The sequence below is a fragment of the Bordetella petrii genome, assembly GCF_020991325.1.
Classification (GTDB): domain Bacteria; phylum Pseudomonadota; class Gammaproteobacteria; order Burkholderiales; family Burkholderiaceae_B; genus Bordetella_A; species Bordetella_A petrii_E.
Genome location: NZ_JAJMLX010000388.1, coordinates 1 through 3,282 on the forward strand (window position 1 = coordinate 1; position 3,282 = coordinate 3,282).

At 66.8% G+C, this 3,282-nt stretch carries 4 protein-coding genes; 1 reads left to right on the forward strand and 3 read right to left on the reverse strand.

The window, feature by feature from the left end; genetic code table 11:
• From LPZ50_RS23385 to LPZ50_RS23395, 3 genes are all read right to left on the reverse strand, one after another.
• Positions 1 to 677 (reverse strand): NAD(P)-dependent oxidoreductase (locus LPZ50_RS23385; RefSeq protein WP_230665255.1); only part of this gene is annotated, 677 nt, incomplete at its 3' end.
• Between the two features lie 40 nt (positions 678 to 717).
• On the reverse strand, positions 718 to 1,476 hold the full coding sequence (locus LPZ50_RS23390; protein WP_230665256.1) for an ABC transporter substrate-binding protein: 759 nt from the start codon (positions 1,474 to 1,476) through the stop codon (positions 718 to 720).
• A gap of 127 nt (positions 1,477 to 1,603) precedes the next feature.
• Positions 1,604 to 2,929, reverse strand: a complete 1,326-nt coding sequence (locus LPZ50_RS23395; protein WP_230665257.1) for a lactonase family protein — start codon at positions 2,927 to 2,929, stop codon at positions 1,604 to 1,606.
• A gap of 143 nt (positions 2,930 to 3,072) precedes the next feature.
• Here LPZ50_RS23395 and LPZ50_RS23400 point away from each other — a divergent pair.
• The coding region (locus tag LPZ50_RS23400; RefSeq protein ID WP_230665258.1) for a LysR family transcriptional regulator at positions 3,073 to 3,282 on the forward strand (210 nt) is incomplete at its 3' end.

The following is a 3,282-nucleotide window of genomic DNA, read 5'->3' on the forward strand; positions in this document are numbered from 1 at the left end:
AGGCGCTGCGCCAGCGCGGCGCCGCGCGGCAGCTGCGCGAAGGTGGCGGCCCCCAGGATGCCGCGCGTGGCATCGGTGCCCGGCAACAGGCACACCAGGATATCGGTGCGCGCCAGGAATGCCGGCAACTGCTCCGGCCCGGCATAGCTTTCCACGCCCGCCACCTGCGTGGCTGAACGCGACCAGCCCGCGGTGGGAAACCCCGTGCGCGCCAGCAAGGCCGCCGTGGCCGAGCCCAGATAGCCCATGCCCATGACACCCACGCGCATATCGCGCATCATGCGCGGAATTTCCGGCGTATCCCAGCGGCCGGCCGCCTGGTCATTGGCGAAGCGCTTGAACTCTTTGGTAATGGCCAGCGCGGCGGCCAGCACGAACTCGCTCATCTCGCCCGCGGTTTCCTGCGTGACCAGCCGCGCGATGGGTACGTGGGCGGGCCGTTGCGGATCCGCCAGGATGTGGTCCACGCCCGCGCCGGAACTGATGATGAGCTTCAGGTTGGGCAACGAGGCCAGCCAGCCCGGGTCGGGTTCCCACACCAGGGCATAGCCGACCTCGCCGGGGTCGGCCAGCGCTTCGTGGTGGCCGCTGATCTGCAATTCGGGCGCGAACTCGCGGAAATACTTGCGCCATTCGGGCAGGCCCTGCGGCCCCCCGGACTTGATTACCAGCCGCATGACTACCGGTGTTCCTTGTTGTTGCGCGCGCGGCGCGGGGTCAGGCCAGTTTCCATTTCTTCAGCAGGGCATCGAGCTCGCCACTGCGCTTCAGTTCGTCCAGCGCGGCCTGCAGCTTCTGCTTGAGTTCGTCTTCGCCCTGCCGTAAGCCCAGGCCGATGGAGCCCGGCAGCGAAGCCTTGTAGCTTTCCACCAGGCGGGTGCGCGGGAACTGGCCCAGGCCCAGATAGTAGGAAAGCGTGGGGTAGTCGGCAATGCCCGCCTCGATCCGCCCGGCGTTCACATCGCGGATGATGGCCGGGATGGTGTCGTAGATTTTCACTTCCTTGAACAAGCCTGTCTTGTTCAGGGCTTCGCCGTACACGGTGCCCACCTGCGCGCCCACCACGCGCCCCTTGAAATCCTGGTATGACGCGTGGTCGGCCTTGTCGGCGGCGGGCACGATCATGCCTTCGCCATAGGTGTAGATGGGCTTGGTGAAATCAATGACCTGGCGGCGCTTGTCGGTGATATACATGGCCGACGCGATGATGTCGATTTTTTCGGAAGTCAGCGATGAGATCAGCGCGGAAAAATCCATGGCCTCGATCTTGGGCGTAAAGCCGGCATGCTTGCCCACCGCCTGGATCAGGTCGATCATGAAGCCCTGCATCTGCTGCGTGGCCGGGTCCAGGAATGAAAACGGCACGCCATTGGTTTCGGTGCCCACTTTCATCACGGTTTGCGCGCCTGCCGGCACGGCCGCCACGGCCAGCGAAAGCGTGGCGGCAGCCAGGGCAAACTGCAGGGTTTTCATCATGGTCGTGCTCCAGGTTCGGGCTTGCGCCGTGAATGAATGCCGGCAGCCATGTCGCGGCGGCCGGCACGATCTGCCTGGCGTCATTCTCCTCTTTTTTGACAGGCTTGCGATACGTCCGCGCTTCCGGCTAGCGCGCCACCGCGACATGGTGGGTGCCATGCGGCATCGGCAGGCGGCCCACATGGCGCAATGCGGGAACGCCCTCGCGCTCGACTTTGAACACTTCCAGGCCCCCGCCCGCGGGCCCGCCCGCGTGATACTGAAACACCGTCACCAACAGATAATTGCCCGACAGATCGAAAGTGGCGCCCTCGGGCAGCACCCCGTCGAAGGCGTAGTCGGCCAGCTTGCGCAACCGCCCGGCGGCCGTATCGAAGCTCAGCAAGGTAACCGTAGCCTGGCGCGCGAACCGCGCGCTGCCTGGCGGAAAAGGCGTGCCGCGCATGTTCACGGTAGCCACCAGCGCGCCGTCGGGGCTGACGGCCAGCCCCTCCGACGACTCGTCGGTCTGGGTCTGGCCCAGGTGCGCATGCGACGCGCCGCCCTCGCCGGCCAAGCGGATGACGCTGATCGACGATGGCCGCGCGGGCACACGGCCATCCAGTGTGGTGGCGCTGAAATCGCGCCCCCAGTCGGCGGTCAGGTAAAACTTGCCATCGGGCGTGAACCGGCCCACAAAGGGATCGGCGCCAACGCCGACCGGCGCCCCCCATGGACGCAGGGCCGGCATGCCGTCGCGGCCTTGCTGCACCTGGAAAAACGCCACCTGGTTCAGGGTATTCAAGTTCACGGCCAGATAACGTCCCGAGGGGTGCCACTGGACGTTGGTGGCGGTAATGCCGGCGCGCGGGCCGCCATCGGCATTGCCGGCTACGCCCAGTTCGCGCAGCGTATAGCGGCGCGTGCCCTGGAACCGGCCCTGGTCATAACGCGCCAGGGTCAGCAGGCTGTCGTCCGGCGAATTGGCCACGGCCGCCACGTACCGCCCATCCGGGCTGACGGCCAGGGCTTCGGGCATGGACCCGACGTCCAGCGTGGCCGCGATGCGGGGATCTCGTGGCAAGCCCAGGTCCACCGCGAACAGGCGGCTGCCGGGTTGCAGATCGCGTACCGTACGCGCCCCCGCCTGGCGTTGCGCCAGCCGCTCTACGACAAAGGCGGTGCTGCCGTCGGGGCTTAGCGCCAGCACCTCGGGCGCGGCCGTTACCGAGTTCGAGACTTCCACCTGGCCGCGTGCCAGAACGCCATCCGCAAGCGACCACACGGCCAGCGTGTCGCGCCAGCCGGCATCCGCGGGCGCCAGTTGCCCGTTGGCATAGGTTTGCGCCACGAAATCGCCATCGGCGATAACGGCCAATGTGCCGGCATCGATATCGCCGGCCCAGTCGGGCAGGGCCGTGGCCCCCACGGCCAGCGGCAGCAACGCCGCGCCCCATAAACAAGCAGTTCGCATGACAGACCCCCGGTTGAGATATCGCGCGGTGTTGTCCTTGGTCCGCGCCGATGGCATCATCGAACACCTTCCTGATCACCGTCCAATCGAAGTTTTCGGTACTGTGATCAGTAATTCCTATCAGGCCAGGAGCCAGCCGCCGCATGGATATCCGCAGCCTTTCCTGCTTCGTCGCCGTGGCCGATGCCTTGAACTTCAGGGCGGCGGCGCAGCAGTTGCACTTGACGCAACCCGCGCTCAGCGCGCGCATCCAGAACCTGGAAGACGAGATCGGCGCGGCGCTGTTCGTGCGCGACCGCCGCCACGTGGCCATTACCGCGGCCGGCGCCGCCATGCTGCCGCACGCGCGCGCC

Bases quoted from the DNA above. Each gene is read 5' to 3' on its own strand.
- LPZ50_RS23395 (WP_230665257.1), bottom strand. From the start codon at position 2,929: ATGCGAACTGCTTGTTTATGGGGCGCGGCGTTGCTGCCGCTGGCCGTG.
- LPZ50_RS23390 (WP_230665256.1), bottom strand. From the start codon at position 1,476: ATGATGAAAACCCTGCAGTTTGCCCTGGCTGCCGCCACGCTTTCGCTG.